We start from the raw sequence: 16,582 nt of genomic DNA, 5'->3' as shown, positions 1-16,582 counted from the left end.
CCGTGAGGTGCGCGGCCAGTGTCAGCCGGGAGCCGTGCGCACACAAGGGACACCGTTCCGGTGCTGCGCATGTTCGGCGAAACGTTCACCGCCGCGCCACCGTTGTCACCCGATCGAGTGGTGCAACTTGCATAAGGACACCTGCAAAGCGCAGGCTGCTGATGTTCTCCCCGGACCACCGGTCCCGGCCCCGGAGCCGAACGCCCCGATCACCCGAGTACATCGGCAGGTCGGGGTGTCCACTTGAGCCCCAGGGGTCACCGGAGTCCGGGCCGTCCACACCGGGCACAGGAGGGGTCGCACGTGTCGCTGTTCGGACAGCTGGAGGCGTCGCTGCACGGCTACCTCGACGACCTCGACCGCCGCTGCGCCGACGGCGAGGCCCACCTGGCCGCCGCCGAGCTGCCCCGGGTGGTCGCCGCCCTGCGCGCCCTGCTCGCCGACCACAAGCCCGACGCGGCCGGGCGCTGCCCGACCTGCCGCACGCGGCTGCTCGGCCGGTCCCCCGCCCCGTGCCGGGCCTACCTGACCGCCCACCTGTGCCTGCTGGCCACCGAGGAGGCCGAGGACGGCATGGACGCCGTCCACTAGAACCCGGGTCGCGCGGGCCTCTCCCACCCCTCCCGCCCGCGCCCCGCGTCGGACGTCCGGGTCGCCCCTGGCCCGCGGCCGACACCGGCGGCAGGGCCGGAGCCACCCCGACGGTTCCGGCCCTGCCGTCCACTCCGGACTCAGCCGATGACGCGCAGCATGCCCTCCTGCACGACGGTGGCGACGAGCCTGCCGTCGCGGGCGAAGAACCGCCCGGTCGCCAGCCCGCGCCCGCCGGACGCGCTCGGCGAGGCGCAGTCGTAGAGGACCCAGTCGTCGGCGCGGAAGGGGCGGTGGAACCACATGGCGTGGTCCAGGCTCGCGCCCAGGACGTTGTCCACTCCCCAGTAGACGCCGTGGCGGGCGAGGACCGCGTCGAGCAGGGTCATGTCCGATGCGTAGGCCAGCACGCAGACATGGGTCAGCGGGTCGTCGGGCAGCTCGCCGTCGGCGCGCATCCACACCTGGTTGCGCGCGTCCCGCGGGCCGTTGTCGCGCGAGCGCCACGCGGGCTCGGAGACGTAGCGGACGTCGATCGGGCGGGGCTGCTGGGCCCAGGCGCCGAACTTCTCGCGCAGCTGCGGGCTGATCAGCTCGTGGTAGGTCGGCAGCGACTCCGGGTCGGGCACGGCGGGCATCTCCTCGGCGTGCTCCACCCCGGACTCCACGAGCTGGAACGACGCCGACAGCGCGAAGATCGGCTTGCCGCGCTGCACCGCGACGACCCGGCGCGTGGTGAACGAGCGCCCGTCGCGGATGCGGTCGACCTGGTAGACGATCGGCACCGACGGGTCGCCGCCGCGGATGAAGTAGGCGTGCAGCGAGTGCACCGGCCGGTCGTCGGGGACGGTCCGGCCCGCGGCCACCAGGGCCTGGCCCGCGACCTGCCCGCCGAAGACCCGCACCGGCGAGTGCTCGGGGCTCACCCCGCGGAAGATGTCCTCCTCGACGCGCTCCAGGTCAAGCAGCGCGACCAGCCGGTCCAGCGCCGTCGGCTCGGCGACGTCCGTCATCTGCCCCTCCACCGGGCCGTAGGTTAACCGCGATTAGCCTACGCGCCCGGCCGGGGCGTCAGGCGTGGTCGTCCTCGCCGAGGCGGTGCACGCGGATGAGGTTGGTGGAGCCCACGGTGCCCGGGGGCGAGCCCGCGACCACGACCACGACGTCACCGGGCTGGTAGCGGCCGATGGACAGCATGGACGTGTCGACCTGGCGGACCATCGCGTCGGTGGAGTCCACCTTGGGCACCAGGAAGGTCTCGGTGCCCCAGGTCAGCGCAAGCTGGCTGCGCACGCTGGGCTCCGGGGTGAACGCCAGCAGCGGCAGGTGGGTGTGCAGGCGGGCCAGCCGCCGCACGGTGTCGCCGGACTGGGTGAAGGCGACCAGCGCCTTGGCGTTGAGCCGCTCGCCGATGTCGCGGGCGGCGTAGGAGATGACGCCGCGCTTGGTCCGCGGGACGTGGCTCAGCGGCGGCACGGCCAGCGTCTCGGACTCCACCGCCTCGACGATGCGGCTCATCGTGCGCACGGTCTCGATCGGGTAGCGGCCCACGCTGGTCTCGCCGGAGAGCATCACCGCGTCGGCGCCGTCGAGGACGGCGTTGGCCACGTCGGAGGCCTCGGCCCGGGTCGGGCGCGAGTTGCTGATCATCGAGTCGAGCATCTGGGTCGCCACGATGACCGGCTTGGCGTTCTCCCTGGCGATCTGGATGGCCCGCTTCTGCACCAGCGGCACCTGCTCCAGCGGCAGCTCGACGCCGAGGTCGCCGCGGGCGACCATGACCCCGTCGAAGGCCAGCACGATGGCCTCCAGGTTGGCCACCGCCTCGGGCTTCTCCAGCTTGGCGATGACCGGCAGCCTGCCCCGGCCGACCCGGTCCATCACCTGGTGCACCAGGTCGATGTCGGCTGGCGAGCGGACGAAGGACAGGGCGATGAAGTCGACGCCCAGGTGCAGGGCGAACTCCAGGTCCTCGATGTCCTTCTCGGACAGCGCCGGGACCGAGACGTCCATGCCGGGCAGCGACAGGCCCTTGTTGTTGGACACCGGGCCGCCCTCGGTGACCTCGCAGACCACGTCCGGGCCCTCGACGCTGAGCACGGTCAGACCGACCTTGCCGTCGTCGACCAGCAGCCGGTCGCCGGGCTTGGCGTCGTGCGCCAGGCCCTTGTACGTGGTGGAGACCCGGTCGTGGGTGCCCGCGACGTCCTCGACGGTGATGCGCACGACGTCGCCGGTGCGCCACTCGACCGGGCCGTTGGCGAAGGTGCCCAGGCGGATCTTGGGGCCCTGCAGGTCGGCCAGCACGCCGACGGCGCGGCCTGCGTCGTCGGCCGCGCGGCGCACCAGGTCGTAGATCTGCTTGTGGTCGCCGTGGCTGCCGTGGCTGAAGTTCATCCTGGCCACGTCCATGCCCGCCGCGACCAGCTCCGCCACCCGCTCGGGGGTGCCGGTGGCGGGGCCCATCGTACAAACGATCTTCGCGCGTCGGCTCACGGTCCTAAAGCCTAGTCCCTTGCGCTTGAACGATCCCGAGATACTCGCCGGTAGTCGCGGTTTCGATTCAGAAAGTTCGCCTGCCGGTCACGCGCTGTCGGTGTGCGCTCCCACTCGGTGACGGGCCCAGTCGTTGAACGGCCGCAGCTGCCGCCACGCCGAGCGCACCCGGGTCAGGGCGCCGCGCTCGTGCAGGACGTCGTCGGGCGGCCACACCTTCGTGGCGTAGATGGACCGGTGGCGCAGCAGATCGATGTGCTGGTGGTCCTTGGGGAAGCCGCGCGGGGCGGTGCGCATCCGGTCGCCGTGCACCTCGAAGCCCTGCTTGACCAGCTTGTCGAGGATGGCGGCCAGCTCGGCCCCGCCGGTGTCGACGGCCTGGCGGTAGCGGGCGAGCTGGTCGGGGGCGAGGTGGAAGCAGCCGCCGCCGACGCGCAGGCCGTCCGGGCTCACCTCGACGTAGTACGCCCCACCGCCGCGCCCGGCCTCCACCACGCCACCGCAGTGGGTCTTGTAGGGCGACTTGTCCTTGGCGAAGCGGACGTCGCGGTAGGGGCGGAAGATCTTGCCGGGGCCCAGGCCCGGGGCGAACTCCGGCTCCAGCTCGGCCAGCAGGGCCTGCATGGGGGCGCGCACGTCGCTGTCGTAGGTGGCCTTGTTGGCCTCCCAGTAGGACTTGGAGTTGTCGACCACCAAGCCGTCGTAGAAGTCGATCGCGTACTCGCCGAAGCCCGCGAACCTCACACCCGCTCCTCGGGCACCAGGTCGTGGGCGCGGCGCAGCAGGGCGGCGGTGTCCTCGTCGACGGCGTACTCGGTCTCGTCGATGCGGGTGATCGGCCGCACCGGCGCCAGGGCGTTGGTGGCGAAGGCGGCGGTGAAGCCGGGCAGGTCCTCCAGCGCGACCGGGCGGATCTCGTGCTTGTGGCCGAGCCGGGTCAGCCCGTTCTGGATCAGCGCGGCGGAGACCCCGGGCAGCGCGGGCGCGCTCGGCCAGACGATGGTCCCCGCGGCGTCGCGGAAGCAGACGTTCCAGGTCGCGCCCTCGGCGATCTCGTCGTCGGGGGCGAAGATCGCGTCGTCGAAGCCCGCCATCCTGGCCAGCCTGCGCTGGTAGAAGCTGCCGAACGTGCCGACGTGCTTGATCTGCGGCAGCTCGCGGCGGTAGCCGGCGCTGCGCACGGCCAGCGTCCCCCCGGCCTGCGGGCGCGGGATGGTCTCCACCACGACCCGCAGCTCGTCGGGGGTCTGCGGGTCGCGCGGGTTGAAGTCGGGTGCGACGACGGTGACCTTGGCCGCGGTGTCCTCGGTGTCGGGGATCGCCGCGCGGATGGCCGCCCGCACGTCCGCCTCGGGCAGCCCCCGCCCGAACACCACCCAGGCGTCGCGGTCCAGCCGCTCCAGATGCCGGGCCAGCCCGCGCACGCGCCCCCGGGAGACCAGCATCGCCGTGTAGTGACCGTAGTTGACCATCGCACCGCTCACCCGGTGGAGTCTCGCACGCTCAGAGGCAGTGGGCGGCGATGAGGTGGCCCAGCGCGCGGATGTCCACCCGCCCCTTGAACTCCAGCCGCACCTTCCCCAACCCGCTGAACCACAGATCGAGCTCGGCGTCGAGGTCGAAGGTCCCGGCGGTCTCCACGGAGAACGCCTGCACCTTGGCGAAGGGCAGCGAGGTGAAGTCCCGCTTCTTGCCGGTGACCCCCTGCACGTTGACGGCGATCAACCGCTTGTTGGTGAACACGACGAAGTCGCGCACCGCCTTGAAGGCGTGCAGCACACCCTCACCGTCGATCAGCAGCGGCGCGATGGAGTCGGCGACGTCCTTGGGGTCGCAGGGGGACAGCTTGAACACCGATGCCTTGGAGAAGTCGATCACCGCGCCAGCATAGGGGTCGCTCCGCGGGCCGGGGTCAGAGCACCGACAGGGGGAGGGCGGTGGGGTGGACCGGGGCGGGGAGGTCGGAGGAGCCGGTGAGGTAGGCGTCGACGGCGTGGGCGGTGGAGCGGCCCTCGGCGATGGCCCAGACGACGAGGGAGGCGCCGCGGTGGGCGTCGCCGCAGACGAAGACGCCGGGGGTGGGGGTCTGCCAGTCGGGGCCGCAGGGGATGGTGCCGCGGGGGGTGCGGGCGAGGCCGAGGTCGGTGAGCAGGGGCATGGGTTCGACGCCGGTGAAGCCGATGGCCAGCAGGACCAGGTCGGCGGGGAGCTCGTGGGTGCGGTCGGAGGTGGGGACGACCTCGCGGGCGCCGGTGACTGGGTCCTTGCGGACGCGGACCTCCCGCACGCGGACCGCGGAGACCCTCTCGGCGCCTGCGAACTCGGTGACCGCGACGGCGAAGCGGCGCTCGCCGCCCTCCTCGTGGGCCGGGTAGGTGCGCAGGACCCACGGCCAGGTGGGCCACGGGGAGCGGGTGTCGTCGCGGGTCTCGGGCGGGCGGGGGTACTGGTCGAGCTGGGTGACCGAGCGGGCGCCCTGGCGGACGGCGGTGCCGTAGCAGTCGGCCCCGGTGTCGCCGCCGCCGATGATCACCACGTGCTTGCCGCGGGCGTCGATCGCCGGGGGGCCGTCGCCCTCGCAGGCCCGGTTGGCGGCGACCAGGTGCTCCATCGCCAGGTGCACGCCGGGCAGGGACCGCCCGGGGAGCTCGGGGGCGTCGCGGCCCGCGAGCGCACCCACGGCCAGGACCACGGCGTCGTGGGACTCGCGCAGGGCGGCGACGGGCAGGGCGGGGCCGCCGACCTCGCAGCCGGTCACGAACCGGGTGCCCTCGGCGCGCAGCTGGGCCAGGCGGCGGTCGAGGAGGCGCTTCTCCATCTTGAACTCGGGGATGCCGTAGCGCAGCAGGCCGCCGAGGCGGTCGTCGCGCTCGTAGACGGTGACCTCGTGCCCGGCCCGGGTCAGCTGCTGGGCCGCCGCAAGCCCGGCAGGCCCGGACCCGACCACCGCGACCCGCTTGCCGGACGCCACGGTCGACACGCGCGGCTCGACCAGCCCCCGCTCCCAGGACACATCGGCGATCGCGTTCTCGACCCGCTTGATGGCCACGGGATCGCTGGAGATCGAGAGGACGCAGGCGGCCTCGCAGGGGGCGGGGCAGAGCCGTCCGGTGAACTCGGGGAAGTTGTTGGTCGCGTGCAGGCGATCGCTGGCGGTGTCCCAGGCGCCGCGGCGGACCAGGTCGTTCCACTCGGGGATCAGGTTCCCCAGCGGGCAGCCAGCGGTACCGGAGTGGCAGAAGGGGATGCCGCAGTCCATGCACCGCGTCGCCTGCTCCCGCACGGCGCTTTCGTCGTCGCGGCGGTACACCTCCCGCCAATCCGAGGCCCGCTCGGCAATGGGGCGCTTGGGGATGTCGGCGCGGGGGTACCGCAGGAAGCCCTCGGGGTCAGCCACGGGAGGCCTCCGTCCGACCGACGCGAGCACCGAGCACAACCACCCGCGACGCCCGCTTTGGCACGGCTGGCACGACACCGCCACGGGCGCGCCGCAGGAACACCGGGCCGCGGCCGTCCGTTCGGGGCAGGCGGGCGGTGGGCAGGGTGTGCTGCTCGGTGCGCGGCAGCGGGGAAGCCGACGACCGACCGGACCGGCCGCCCGACGGGGAGTCGGTCAGCCTGACGGGCTTGGACAGCAACCGCAGGTCCCCCGCGGACGGGTGGAGCGCGAACCGCCCACCTACCGATGCCCGCGCGCCCGTGGCGCGGTCGCCCTCCGCCCGGGCCAAGTGGGCGGCGGCCAGGGGGTGCTGCTCGGTGCGCGGCAGCGGGGAAGGCGGCGACTGGCGGGGGCTGCCGGTCGCCGCTGGGGAGGTGGCGGGGACGGAAAGCGGGCGGAGATTGGCTGCGTGCTGCTGGCGCCGGGAGGACTCGGGGTCAGCCACGGGAGGCCTCCATGATTGCTGCGTCGATGTCGCGGCCTTCGGCCTTTGCGAGGCGGGCGGCGGCTAGGACTCGTTGGTAGTCGCGGGGCATGATTTTGGTGAAGGCGGATGAGCGGCGGGGCCAGTCGCCGAGGAGGGAGGCGGCTACGGGGGAGGTGGTGAGGGTTCCGTGCTTGGCCACCACCTCGCGGAGGGTGCGGAGGTCGTCGGGGGTGGGGGGTTGGAGGTCGACCATCTCGGGGTTGACGGCGCGGGGGTCGAGGTCGAGGACGTAGGCGGTGCCGCCGGACATGCCTGCTGCGAGGTTGCGGCCGGTGGGGCCGAGGACGACGGCCAGGCCGCCCGTCATGTACTCGAAGGCGTGGTCGCCGACGCCCTCGGCGACGACGGTCGCGCCGGAGTTGCGGACGGCGAAGCGCTCCCCCACGCAGCCGCGCAGGTACACCTCGCCCGCGGTCGCGCCGTAGGCGATGACGTTGCCCGCGATCACCTGCTGCTCGGCCGCGAAGGGCGCCGACGGGTGCGGGCGCACCACGATCCGGCCGCCGGAGAGGCCCTTGCCGACGTAGTCGTTGGCGTCGCCGACCAGGTCCAGCGTGATCCCCCGGGGCAGGAACGCGCCGAGGGACTGGCCAGCCGGGCCGGTCAGGCGGATGTGGATGGTGTCGTCGGGCAGGCCGTCGCCGCCGAAGCGGCGGGTGACCTCCGCGCCCAGCAGCGTCCCCACGGTCCGGTTGACGTTGCGGACCGGCAGGTCGAGCCGCACCGGGTGGGCGTCTTCCAGGGCGGCCTCGGCGAGTTGGACCAGGGTGCGGTCCAGGGCCTCGGCCAGGCCGTGGTCCTGGGCGCGCACGCGCCGCCGCGCGGTGCCGTAGGGGGCGGGCGGCACGGCGAAGACCGGGGCGAGGTCGAGCCCGGCGGCCTTCCAGTGGGCCACGGCATCGTCGGTGTCCAGCAGTTCGGCGTGCCCGATGGCCTCGTCGAGGGTGCGCATGCCCAGCGCCGCCAGCAGCTCGCGCACCTCGGCGGCGACGAACCGGAAGTAGTTGACCACGTGCTCGGCCTGCCCGGTGTAGCGGCTGCGCAGCAGCGGGTTCTGCGTGGCCACCCCGACCGGGCAGGTGTCCAGGTGGCACACCCGCATCATCACGCACCCGGCGACGACCAGCGGCGCGGTGGCGAAGCCGTACTCCTCCGCGCCCAGCAGCGCGGCCACCACCACGTCCCGCCCGGTCTTCAACCCGCCGTCGACCTGCACGGTGATGCGGTCGCGCAGGCCGTTGAGCACCAGCGTCTGCTGCGTCTCGGCGAGCCCGACCTCCCACGGCGTGCCCGCGTGCTTGAGCGAGTTCAGCGGTGATGCGCCCGTGCCGCCGTCGTGCCCGGAGATGAGCACGACATCGGCGTGCGCCTTGGACACCCCCGCCGCGACCGTGCCGACGCCCAGCTCCGAGACCAGCTTCACGTGCACGCGCGCGTGCTCGTTGGCGTTCTTCAGGTCGTGGATGAGCTGCGCCAGGTCCTCGATGGAGTAGATGTCGTGGTGCGGCGGCGGCGAGATCAGCCCGACGCCCGCGGTGGAGTGGCGGGTGCGCGCGATCCACGGGTAGACCTTGTTCGGCGGGAGCTGGCCGCCCTCGCCGGGCTTGGCCCCCTGCGCCATCTTGATCTGGAGGTCGTCGGCGTTGACCAGGTACTCGCTGGTCACCCCGAACCGGCCGGAGGCCACCTGCTTGATCGCCGAGCGGCGCTGCGGGTCGTAGAGGCGGTCGACGTCCTCGCCGCCCTCGCCGGTGTTGGACCGCCCGCCGATGCGGTTCATGGCGATCGCCAGCGTCTCGTGGGCCTCGGCCGAGATCGAGCCGTAGGACATCGCGCCGGTGTTGAACCGCTTGAGGATCGACTCCACCGGCTCGACCTCGTCGACCGGGATCGGCTCGCGGTCGGGGGCGAAGCGGAACAGCCCGCGCAGCGCGCCGCCCTCGCGGTTGAGCCGCTCCACCTCCTCGGCGTAGCGGCGATAGACGTCCTCGCGTCCGGACTTGGTCGCGTGCTGCAGCAGGAACACCGTCTCGGGGGTGAACAGGTGCAGCTCGCCGTCGCGCCGGTAGGCGTACTCGCCGCCGGAGTCGAGCCTGCGGTGCTCGCGGTCGGTCGGGTTGTCCGGGTGCGCGCGCCGGTGCCTGGCCCGCGCCTCCTGGGCGACGACGTCCAGGCCCACACCGTCCAGTTTGGACACCGTGCCGGTGAAGTACTCGTCCAGCACGGACTGGGCCAGGCCGAACGCCTCGAAGACCTGGGCTGCGGTGTAGGCGCCGACGGTCGAGATGCCCATCTTGCTCATGATCTTGAGCACGCCCTTGACCAGCGCGGTGACGTAGTTGCGGATCGCCACCCCCGGCTCGACGCCGGTGATCGCCCCCTGCGCGATCAGGTCCTCGATGGTCTCGAACGCCAGGTAGGGGTTGACGGCGGCGGCGCCGTAGCCCAGCAGCAGCGCGATGTGGTGCACCTCGCGCGCGTCGCCGCTCTCCACGACCAGCGCCACGCGCAGCCGCTCCTTGGTGCGCACCAGGTGGTGGTGCACGGCCGAGACCAGCAGCAGCGACGGGATCGGGGCCATGCGGTGGTCGGAGTCGCGGTCGGAGAGCACCAGGGTGCGCGCCCCCGCCGCGATCGCCTCCGACGCCTCCCGGCGCACCCGGGCGACGGCCTCGGCGAACGCCTGCCCGCCGCCGTCGACCTCGTACAGTCCGGAGAGGACGGTGCAGGCGTGGCCGGGCAGGTCGCCGTCGTCGTTGACGTGGATGAGCTTGGCCAGCTCGTCGTTGTCGATGACCGGGTAGGGCAGCAGGATGTGGCGGCAGGAGGCCGGGCCGGGCTCCAGCAGGTTCTGCTCCGGGCCCATGATGCGCTGCACGCTGGTGACGATCTCCTCGCGGATGGCGTCCAGCGGCGGGTTGGTGACCTGGGCGAAGTTCTGCTTGAAGTAGTCGTAGAGCAGGCGCGGGCGCTGGGAGAGCGCGGCGGGCGGGGTGTCGGTGCCCATCGAGCCGATCGGCTCGGCCCCGGTGACCGCCATCGGGGTCAGCAGGACCTTCAGCTCCTCCTCGGTGTAGCCGAAGGTGAGCTGGCGGCGCACGACGGAGGCGTGGGTCTGCACGACGTGCTCGCGGTCGGGCAGCTCGGCGATGGTGAGCAGGCCCGCGTGCAGCCACTCCTCGTAGGGCAGCTCGGCGGCCAGCCCGGACTTGACCTCGTCGTCGTCGACGATCTTGCCTGCGGCGGTGTCCACCAGGAACATCCGGCCCGGGCGCAGCCTGCCCTTGGCCACGACCCGCTCCGGCGGCACGTCGAGCACGCCGGTCTCGCTGGCCAGCACCACCCGGTCGTCGGCCAGGCGCCACCAGCGGGCCGGGCGCAGGCCGTTGCGGTCGAGCACCGCCCCGACCAGGGTGCCGTCGGTGAAGGTGACGCAGGCCGGGCCGTCCCAGGGCTCCATGAGGCTGGAGTGGAACTGGTAGAACGCGCGCCGGGCGGGGTCCATCGTGGTGTGGTTCTCCCACGCCTCCGGGATCATCATCAGCACCGCGTGCGGCAGGGAGCGCCCGCCCAGGTGCAGCAGCTCCAGCACCTCGTCGAAGGACGCCGAGTCCGACCCGCCGGGGTCGACCACCGGGAACAGCCTGGTCAGGTCGCCGGGGATGAGGTCGCTGGCCAGCAGCGCCTCCCGGGCGCGCATGCGGTTGCGGTTGCCCCGGATGGTGTTGATCTCGCCGTTGTGGGCGACGTAGCGGAACGGGTGGGCCAGCGGCCAGGACGGGAAGGTGTTGGTCGAGAAGCGCGAGTGGACCAGCGCGATGGCGGTGACCAGGCGCGGGTCCACCAGGTCGCGGAAGAACAGCGGGACCTGGGCGGTGGTCAGCATTCCCTTGTAGACCAGGGTGCGGCTGGACAGCGAGGGGAAGTACAGCCCGCACCCGGCCGCGGCGCTCTCCCGCTCGGCCCGCTTGCGCAGCGCGTACACCTGCCGGTCGAGGTCGATGCCGCGGCCGTCGCCGGTGACGAAGGGCATGGCGAAGTGCGGCATGACCCCGCGCGCGGTCGGCCCGACGCCCGCGCGGTCGGGGTCGACGGGCACCTCCCGCCAGCCGAGGACGGTCAGACCCTCCTCCTCGGCGATGCGGTGGACGACCTGCCGGGCCCGCTCCTGGTCGTCGGGGGGCAGGAAGGCGATGCCCGCGGCGTAGCCGCCGGGCTCGGGCAGGTCGAAGGGGACCTCGGCGCGCAGCAGCTCGTCGGGCAGCTGCACGAGGATGCCCGCGCCGTCGCCGCTGGTGGGCTCGGCCCCGGCCGCGCCGCGGTGCTCCAGGTTGGCCAGCGCGGTGAGCGCGTCCACGACGATCCCGTGCGATCGCCGCCCGCGCACGTCCGCGACCATCGCCACGCCGCAGGCGTCGCGTTCGGCGGCCGGGTCGTAGAGCCCCTGCGGGCGCGGCAGGGCGGAGAAGATCATCGCGTATGGCCCCCTTGGCGGTCTCGCGCTCAGGAACGTGATGGAGGATTTGTCACGGCTGGGCACGGGACTACGGCGGCCCGCTTGTCTGCTGAGCCTAACAGCCGGGAAACGTGCTCGACATCGGATGAACCGGCCACCAGTGTAACCGATCGATCGCAGAGCGCGATGGGCCCGGCCTGCGGGCCGCCCGGAACCTAGGTGCGGGCGACCACCAGCGGGAAGGCGAAGGTGCGGCCCGCGTCGGCGTCCAGCATGGCCGCGGTCTGGGCGGACATCTGCCGGACGAAGTCGGATTTGGCGTGCTCGGCGCAGGCCAGCGACCAGGTGCGCCAGTTGTCGACCGCGCCCTCGGCGGTCCTGGCCGAGATGACGTCCACCTGGCCGGGGCGCGACCAGTGCGTGCGCCACCACTCGGCGGTGTGGAAGACGGCGAAGTCGTGCTCCCAGTACGGGACCAGCCACTCCGGAGGGGTGACGACCTCCTGCTGCACGCCGGGCACCGCGATGCCGAGGTAGCCGCCGCGGCGGACGAACGGGGCCAGGTAGGACAGGTACAGGTCGTCGGTGCCGAAGTACTGGTAGGAGTCGACGCTGATGGCGGCGTCGAAGTAGCCCTTGGCGAACTTGAGGTCGCGGGCGTCGGCGTGGATGGGGAAGACGCGGTCGTCCACCCCGGCCGCGGTGAACCGGCGCAGGTTCTCCGTCGGCTTGACCCACAGGTCGCAGGCGAAGACCTGCACGCCGTACTCGCGGGCCAGGAAGACCGAGGTCAGGCCCTGGCCGCAGCCCAGGTCGAGCACCCGGTCACCGGTGCGCAGGGGCAGGTCGGCGAGCAGGTCCTCCAGCAGCCACAGCGGGTTGGGGCCCATGCAGCCGTCGATCATCCACGCGGGGTCGTACTGGGCGGAGCGGGGGTAGGCGGGGAGCCGGAGGGAGTCGAGATCGATCATGGTCGGCAGCCTGCCCGGTGCGGGCGCGCCGCGCATCCGCACTCACTCACGCTTGGCGGACGCCTCTTCCCCGTCGTTGTCCTTCGCGCTGTCCTTGGCGCTGTCCTCGCCCCCGCTGGTCTCACTGTCCGCGGCGGTGCCCTCGTGGGCCGCGCGGAGGGCCGCCAGGTCCTCGCGCGGGCCGCGCTTGCGGGCGATGACGTAGTAGGCGATCGCGCCGACGAACAGCAGCAGCGAGGTCCAGACGTTGATCCGCACGCCGAAGACCAGGGTGGCCTCGTCGGTGCGCATCAGCTCGATCCAGGTGCGGCCGAGGGTGTAGCCGGCCACGTAGAGGGCGAAGGCGCGGCCGTGGCCGAGGCGGAAGCGGCGGTCGGCCCAGACGACGACGGCGGCGACGGCGAGGTTCCACAGCAGCTCGTAGAGGAACGTCGGGTGCACCGGGCTGCCGTCGATGAGGGTGTTGTCGATGGCGACGCCGTTGAGCGGGTCCTCCACGCCGAACTCGTTGACCCTGCGGTAGAGCTCCAGGCCCCAGGGCAGGTCGGTCGGGCCGCCGTAGAGCTCCTGGTTGAAGTAGTTGCCGAGCCGCCCGATGCCCTGGGCGACGACGATGCCGGGGGCGACCGCGTCGGCGAAGGCGGGCAGCGGCACGCCGCGGCGCCTGCAGCCGATCCACGCGCCCACCGCGCCCAGCGCGATGGCCCCCCAGACGCCGAGGCCGCCCTCCCAGATCTTGAGGGCGTCGAGGGGGTTCTTGCCCTCCCCGAAGTAGCGGTGGTAGTCGGTCGCCACGTGGTAGAGCCGACCGCCGACCAGGCCGAAGGGCACCGCGAACACGGCCACGTCCAGCACCGTGCCGGGGGCGCCGCCGCGGGCGACGAAGCGCTTCTCCCCCCACCAGATCGCCACCACGATGCCCGCGATGATGCAGAGCGCGTAGGCGCGCAGGGGGATGCTGAGGAACCCGAGGTCGATCTCCCACACCCCGCGGTCGGGGCTGGGGATGGACGCGAGGACCAGGCTGGAGGCGCTCGTCACGGGCCCCACGGTAGCCACCCCGCGTTGCGTCCCGGTGAGGAGGTGCCCGCAAGGCGTCGAGTCGAGACCAAGGGGTTACGCAGGTCGCCGAACCCGAAGGGCGCTCGCAATCGCCGCAGGTGGCGGTCCGGCCGGGCGGGGCCGGACCGAGGTTCACCCGATCGTGGAGGGGGTGCGGCGGACGCCCGCCGCGAGCTCCTGGGACAGCGCCCGCACGCCCGCCACGCCCTCGGCCTGGGCGCGCGTCACGTACGCCGACCCGACGATGACGGCATCGGCGAAACCGGCGACCTCGGCCGCCTGGTCGCCCGAGCGCACGCCCAGGCCGACGCCGATGGGCAGGTCGGTGTGCTCGCGGGTGCGGGCCACCAGGCCCTCGGCCGCGGAGCCGACCTGGTCCCGCGCGCCCGTCACACCCATGACGGCGGTGGCGTAGACGAAGCCCGACGACGCCGCGACGGTGCGCGCGATGCGCTCGTGCGAGGAGGACGGGGCCACCAGGAAGATCCGGTCCAGGCCGTGGGCGGCGGAGGCGGCCATCCAGTCCTCGGCCTCGTCGGGCACCAGGTCGGGGGTGATGATGCCCAGCCCGCCCGCGGCGGCCAGGTCGCGGGCGAAGGCGTCCACGCCGTAGCGCAGGACGGGGTTCCAGTAGGTCATCACCACGGCCTTGCCGCCTGCCGCCGTCACCCGCTCGACCACGGGGAACAGCGACTTGAGGCGGAAGCCCGCGGCCAGCGCGGTCTCGGCGGCGGCCTGGATCGTGGGGCCGTCCATCACCGGGTCGGAGTACGGCACGCCGACCTCCACCAGGTCGCAGCCGCCCTCGACCATCCCGTTGAGGAGGTCGACCGAGCCGTCGACGGTGGGGAACCCCGCGGGCAGGTAGCCCACCAGGGCGGCCCTGCCCTCGGCCTTGACCCCGGCGAACAGCGCCTCCAGGCCCATCACGTCTCCCCAAACCCGAAGTACTTCGCCGCGGTGTCCATGTCCTTGTCGCCGCGCCCGGACAAGCTCACCAGCACCAGCCCGTCCGGCCCCAGCTCGCGGCCGAGCACCAGCGCGCCCGCCAGGGCGTGCGCGGACTCGATCGCCGGGATGATGCCCTCGGTGCGGGCGAGCAGCCGGAAGGCGTCCATCGCCTCGGCGTCGGTGGCCGAGCGGTACTCCGCGCGACCGGTGTCCTTGAGGTGGGAGTGCTCGGGGCCGACGCCCGGGTAGTCCAGACCGGCGGAGATCGAGTACGCCTCGATGGTCTGCCCGTCCTCGTCCTGCAGCAGGTACGACATCGCGCCGTGCAGGACGCCCGGGGTGCCCTGGGAGAGGGTCGCGCCGTGCTCGCCGGAGTCGATGCCGTGCCCGCCGGGCTCGATGCCGACCAGCCGCACGCCGGGGTCGTCGACGAACCCGTGGAAGATGCCGATGGCGTTGGACCCGCCGCCGACGCAGGCGGTGACCACGTCGGGCAGCCTGCCCGCCTGGTCGAGGATCTGCGCGCGGGCCTCGGCGCCGATGACCCGGTGGAAGTTGCGGACCATCAGCGGGAACGGGTGCGCGCCCGCGGCGGTGCCCAGCAGGTAGTGGGTGGTGTCCACATTGGTCACCCAGTCGCGCAGGGCCTCGTTGATGGCGTCCTTGAGCGTGCGCGAGCCGGAGGTGACCGGGATGACCTCGGCGCCGAGCAGGCGCATGCGGGCGACGTTCAGCGCCTGCCGCTGGGTGTCGACCTCGCCCATGTAGACCACGCAGTCCAGGCCGAGCAGCGCGCACGCGGTGGCCGTGGCGACGCCGTGCTGGCCTGCCCCGGTCTCGGCGATGACCCGCTTCTTGCCCATCCGCTTGGTGAGCAGCGCCTGGCCCAGCACGTTGTTGATCTTGTGAGAGCCGGTGTGGTTGAGGTCCTCGCGCTTGAGGAACACCCGTGCGCCGCCCGCGTGCTCGGCGAAGCGCGGGGCCTCGGTCAGCAGCGAGGGGCGGCCCGCGTAGTCGCGCAGCAGGCGGTTGAACTCGGCGACGAACTCCGGGTCGAGGCGGGCCTTGTCGTACTCGGCGGCCAGCTCGTCGAGCGCGCCGATCAGCGCCTCGGGCATGTAGCGCCCGCCGAAGACGCCGAAGTGGCCGCGCGGGTCGGGGTCGTGCCCGCTCTGGGCGTGCGGGTCGAACTCCGGCGCGGAGCCGGGCTCGGGCGTGGGGTCGGGCTTGGCGTCGGTCATCGGCTCGGCCTCGGGCATGCGGGGTGGGAACCGGCGGTCACCAGCTGCTGCAGGGCCGCCTTGGGGTCGCCGGAGGTGACCAGCCCCTCGCCGACGAGCACGGCGTCGGCGCCCGCGCCCGCGTAGGTCATCAGGTCGCTGGGGCCGCGGACGCCGGACTCGGCGATCTTCACCGTGTCGAAGGGCAGGCCCGGGGCCAGGCGGCCGAAGACGTCCCGGTCGACCTCCAGCGTGTGCAGGTTGCGGGCGTTGACGCCGATCACCGACGCGCCCGCCTCCAGCGCGCGGTCGGCCTCCTCGGCGGTGTGCACCTCCACCAGCGCGGTCATGCCCAACGACTCGACCCGGTCGAGCAGGGACGCCAGCACCGGCTGCTCCAGCGCCGCCACGATCAGCAGGACCATGTCCGCGCCGTGGGCCCGCGCCTCGTGCACCTGGTAGGGGGAGATAACGAAGTCCTTGCGCAGCAGGGGAACATCCACCATCGCGCGCACCGCGTCGAAATCCGCCAGGGAGCCGCCGAAGCGGCGCTGCTCGGTGAGCACGCTGATGACCCGCGCGCCCGCGTCGGCGTAGTCCTTGGCCAGCGACGCCGGGTCCGCGATGGGCGCGAGCGCGCCCTTGGACGGGCTGGACCGCTTGACCTCGGCGATCACGCCGACATCCGAGCCGCGCAGGGCGGCGTGGGCGTCGCGGGCGGGCGGGGCCTTGGCGGCCAGCGCCTTGATGGTCTCGAACGGGACCAGCGCCTCCCGCGCGGCGAGGTCCTCCCGGACACCGTTGACGATGGACTCGAGGATGCTCATGCGGCACCCTCGATCGTTGTACTGCTCGTGTAATCCCTCACAAGCACTGCCCCTTCCCGCCGGTCCGATGCTAACTCCGGCG

At 73.0% G+C, this 16,582-nt stretch carries 13 protein-coding genes; 1 reads left to right on the top strand and 12 read right to left on the bottom strand.

The window, feature by feature from the left end; translation table 11 throughout:
* Nucleotides 1–303: 303 nt before the first annotated feature.
* Nucleotides 304–591: a hypothetical protein gene (locus ACWEPX_RS03535; RefSeq protein ID WP_451895494.1), complete on the top strand. Its 288-nt coding sequence runs from the start codon at nucleotides 304–306 to the stop codon at nucleotides 589–591.
* Between the two features lie 140 nt (nucleotides 592–731).
* Here ACWEPX_RS03535 and tesB read toward each other — a convergent pair whose 3' ends face one another.
* The 12 genes from tesB to trpC all read right to left on the bottom strand — a co-directional run bounded on the left by tesB (nucleotide 732) and on the right by trpC (nucleotide 16,500).
* The gene (gene tesB / locus ACWEPX_RS03530; RefSeq protein WP_451895493.1) at nucleotides 732–1,604 is read right to left on the bottom strand and encodes an acyl-CoA thioesterase II; all 873 of its coding nucleotides are present in this window, start codon (nucleotides 1,602–1,604) and stop codon (nucleotides 732–734) included.
* 58 nt (nucleotides 1,605–1,662) lie between these two features.
* Entirely contained in the window at nucleotides 1,663–3,087 is a 1,425-nt protein-coding gene (gene pyk, locus ACWEPX_RS03525; protein WP_451895492.1) for a pyruvate kinase, read from the bottom strand.
* A gap of 87 nt (nucleotides 3,088–3,174) precedes the next feature.
* Nucleotides 3,175–3,831: a DUF2461 domain-containing protein gene (locus ACWEPX_RS03520; RefSeq protein WP_451895491.1), complete on the bottom strand. Its 657-nt coding sequence runs from the start codon at nucleotides 3,829–3,831 to the stop codon at nucleotides 3,175–3,177.
* Nucleotides 3,828–4,571, bottom strand: a complete 744-nt coding sequence (locus tag ACWEPX_RS03515; protein WP_451895490.1) for an aminotransferase class IV — start codon at nucleotides 4,569–4,571, stop codon at nucleotides 3,828–3,830. The genes ACWEPX_RS03520 and ACWEPX_RS03515 overlap by 4 nt, the downstream gene beginning before the upstream one ends.
* A gap of 19 nt (nucleotides 4,572–4,590) precedes the next feature.
* Nucleotides 4,591–4,965: a PH domain-containing protein gene (locus ACWEPX_RS03510; RefSeq protein ID WP_451895489.1), complete on the bottom strand. Its 375-nt coding sequence runs from the start codon at nucleotides 4,963–4,965 to the stop codon at nucleotides 4,591–4,593.
* 34 nt (nucleotides 4,966–4,999) lie between these two features.
* On the bottom strand, nucleotides 5,000–6,484 hold the full coding sequence (locus ACWEPX_RS03505) for a glutamate synthase subunit beta (protein WP_451895488.1): 1,485 nt from the start codon (nucleotides 6,482–6,484) through the stop codon (nucleotides 5,000–5,002).
* A 479-nt stretch (nucleotides 6,485–6,963) separates the two neighbouring features.
* Nucleotides 6,964–11,487, bottom strand: a complete 4,524-nt coding sequence (gene gltB, locus ACWEPX_RS03500; protein WP_451895487.1) for a glutamate synthase large subunit — start codon at nucleotides 11,485–11,487, stop codon at nucleotides 6,964–6,966.
* A gap of 197 nt (nucleotides 11,488–11,684) precedes the next feature.
* Nucleotides 11,685–12,440: an SAM-dependent methyltransferase gene (locus tag ACWEPX_RS03495; RefSeq protein WP_451895486.1), complete on the bottom strand. Its 756-nt coding sequence runs from the start codon at nucleotides 12,438–12,440 to the stop codon at nucleotides 11,685–11,687.
* A 42-nt stretch (nucleotides 12,441–12,482) separates the two neighbouring features.
* Nucleotides 12,483–13,481, bottom strand: a complete 999-nt coding sequence (lgt, locus tag ACWEPX_RS03490) for a prolipoprotein diacylglyceryl transferase (protein WP_451895485.1) — start codon at nucleotides 13,479–13,481, stop codon at nucleotides 12,483–12,485.
* 153 nt (nucleotides 13,482–13,634) lie between these two features.
* Nucleotides 13,635–14,429, bottom strand: a complete 795-nt coding sequence (trpA, locus tag ACWEPX_RS03485; protein ID WP_451895484.1) for a tryptophan synthase subunit alpha — start codon at nucleotides 14,427–14,429, stop codon at nucleotides 13,635–13,637.
* Nucleotides 14,429–15,712 carry a tryptophan synthase subunit beta gene (gene trpB, locus ACWEPX_RS03480; RefSeq protein ID WP_451895483.1) on the bottom strand — a complete coding sequence of 428 codons (1,284 nt, stop codon included), beginning with the start codon at nucleotides 15,710–15,712 and terminating at the stop codon, nucleotides 14,429–14,431. Before trpB ends, trpA begins: the two co-directional genes overlap by 1 nt.
* Nucleotides 15,691–16,500: an indole-3-glycerol phosphate synthase TrpC gene (trpC, locus tag ACWEPX_RS03475; protein WP_451895482.1), complete on the bottom strand. Its 810-nt coding sequence runs from the start codon at nucleotides 16,498–16,500 to the stop codon at nucleotides 15,691–15,693. Before trpC ends, trpB begins: the two co-directional genes overlap by 22 nt.
* Nucleotides 16,501–16,582 lie beyond the last annotated feature (82 nt).

It is taken from the genome of Actinokineospora sp. NPDC004072 (assembly GCF_053604195.1).
This window is presented reverse-complemented; position numbering and strand designations above follow the sequence as displayed.